This is a genomic window from Arenimonas sp. (assembly GCF_019459675.1).
Classification (GTDB): Bacteria; Pseudomonadota; Gammaproteobacteria; order Xanthomonadales; family Xanthomonadaceae; genus Arenimonas.
The window spans coordinates 1-2,222 of record NZ_JAIBFH010000141.1; the positions used below are offsets into that span (position 1 = coordinate 1).

Genomic DNA, 2,222 nt, shown 5'->3' on the forward strand with positions numbered 1-2,222 from the left:
GGCGCGCGCCTCAGGGACTGCCGGCGCGGTAGTCCTGGTAGGACTTCTCTTCCACGTAGGCCGACCCCAGCGCGAGGTTGATGCTTTTCTTGATGCGCGCGCGCTCGTCGTTCTCGAAGTACACGGCGCGCGCCAGCGCGATGAACTCCGCATCGAAGGCCTGGGCCTTCTCCTTGAGGCGAATGTCGTCCTCGATCACCCACAGGCGCTCGTTGACGGCCTTGAGGTCCAGGCGCAGGCGGGCGATGTCGGCACGGGCCGCCGGGTGCGCCATCCAGGTGGACTCGAGCGCATTGAGCTCGTTGCGCACGTTGGCCAGCTTGGCCGGGTCGGTCATGCGCTCGGACTTGATCTGCAGGATGGCGATCTTGTCGAGCAGCTCGCCAAAGGAAACGGGGGCTTGGATTTCGGACATGGGCGGATCCTCGGCTCAATGCCGTCAGTTTACCCCGGTCCGTGCGGCCGACCGAGACCCCGGCAAGCCGGCGCAAGCCGCGGCAGGCTTGAAATAAAAAGGGCCCGACAGGGCCCGTTTCATTTGATATGGCGGAGAGGGTGGGATTCGAACCCACGGTTGGCTCACACCAACGCCTGATTTCGAGTCAGGTACATTCGACCACTCTGCCACCTCTCCGAAGCCCCGGTGCAGCGGTCGCACCACCGGGGCCGCGAATTATAGGTCGCCTTCGGCCGATCCGCCAGCCTCAGGGTCCCGTCGAGGGGGCCGCGCCCCGCGGCATGAAGAAGAACCCGCCGCTTTCGTGGCCCGCGAACCGGATCGGGGCGTACTCGGGCACCTGGGGAACCGGCGAATCCATCGCCCCCAGGGCCAGGGACGTGGACACCTCGCGGAACACCCGCTGGGCCTCGATCAGGCCATTGTTGTCCTGCAGCACGTTCAGGAAGGCCCGGGCGAAGTAGCTGTGCCGCCCGGTGCCCGTGTCGGGCACCGGCTGCACCCCGCCGGACGTGAGCGCCGTTCGCGACCGCCCATCGGACATGGTCTTGACCCAGCTGGCCCACTTTTCCGGCGCCATCGTGCCGGCGTCGAAGGTGGGCGCCGAGGCGCGGGTCATCGTGCCCGAATAGCACGAGTCAGCCACCACCAGCACGTGGCGGGCCGGCATGGTGTCCAGGATTTCGCTGATGGCGGCATTGGAAATCCAAGTCCGCTCGGCGTTGGCGGCGCCGTCGCTGGGCACCCAGTAGCCCTTGCCGCCGGCGTCCAGCTCGCCATGGCCCGCGTAGTAAATCAGCAGGTTGTCCTCGGGCTTGAGCTTTTCGCGCATCTCGTTCAACGCCGTGAGCATTTCCAGCCGACCGCCGTTGAGCACAAGGCTGGTCTGGTAGCCGTAGCGGGACTTGAGCATCGCCGCCACGGCATTGGCGTCGTTGGCCGCGCTCTTGAGCGCCGGGTAGGCCGGGTCACGGTAGCTGTTGTTGCCGATGACCACGGCGAAGTAGCGTCCCAGCTTCACGCCGCGCGGCAGGCTGCCGTCACCGGACGGGGCGCTGCCGGCGACCGGCGACGACGCCGCCTGCGGCAGCAGCGTAAAGGCCAGCTCCGCGCGCGAGCCCTTGCGGTCGGTGGCGGCGACGCTGACCTGCGCGCCGCCGGCGGGCACTTCAACCTGCGCGGTGAACCCGCCGCTGGCGCTGAGCGGCGCCGGCTTGCCGTTGACGGTGATGGCGCTGACCAGCTGCGGGGAAGTGACCCGGCCGACCACCTGGCGCATGCCGGGGCCGCCGCGGTACACGGCCGTGTTGCGGCCACGGGTGGCGACGAATATCGGATCGAGGATTTCCAGCATGGGCGCGGCCGCATACACACCGCCGGCGGCACCCGCCCCACCTGCGCGCTGCTCCAGCGAGGCCAGCTGCGTGCGCTGGCTGTTGATCTGCTCTTCCTGCGCCAGCAGCTGGTTCTCGAGCAGCCGGGTCAGATCGTCGTCCTGCTGCCGGCGGGCCTGGGCCAGCTTTTCCTGGGTGGACGACAGCTCGCGCCGCGCCGCTTCCAAAGCTCCGCGCCGCTGCTGCAGTTCGCGCTGGAGCTTCTGGACCTGGTCGCGCAGCTGGGCCGACTCCTCTTCGCCTTCCTGCACCTGCTGCTGCAGCCCGGTGATCTTTTCGTCGCGCGCGCTGATCTGCACCTGCACCACCGACGCGTAAAGCAGTTCTTCCTGGATACCGGACGCCACGCGAAAGAGATTCAGCGCGGCCCC

2 protein-coding genes and 1 tRNA gene are annotated in these 2,222 nt (G+C 68.2%); all 3 read right to left on the reverse strand.

The annotated features are described in order from the left end of the window. Window positions 1–10: 10 nt before the first annotated feature. Window positions 11–415, reverse strand: coding sequence for a DUF6165 family protein (locus K0M70_RS05150; protein ID WP_290780177.1), 405 nt, complete (start codon window positions 413–415; stop codon window positions 11–13). A gap of 129 nt (window positions 416–544) precedes the next feature. After that, window positions 545–634: transfer RNA gene (locus tag K0M70_RS05155), tRNA-Ser, on the reverse strand. Window positions 635–704: 70 nt separating this feature from the next. Beyond that, window positions 705–2,222, reverse strand: a 1,518-nt coding sequence (locus K0M70_RS05160) for a caspase family protein (protein WP_290780180.1), incomplete at its 5' end; no start/stop codon positions are given.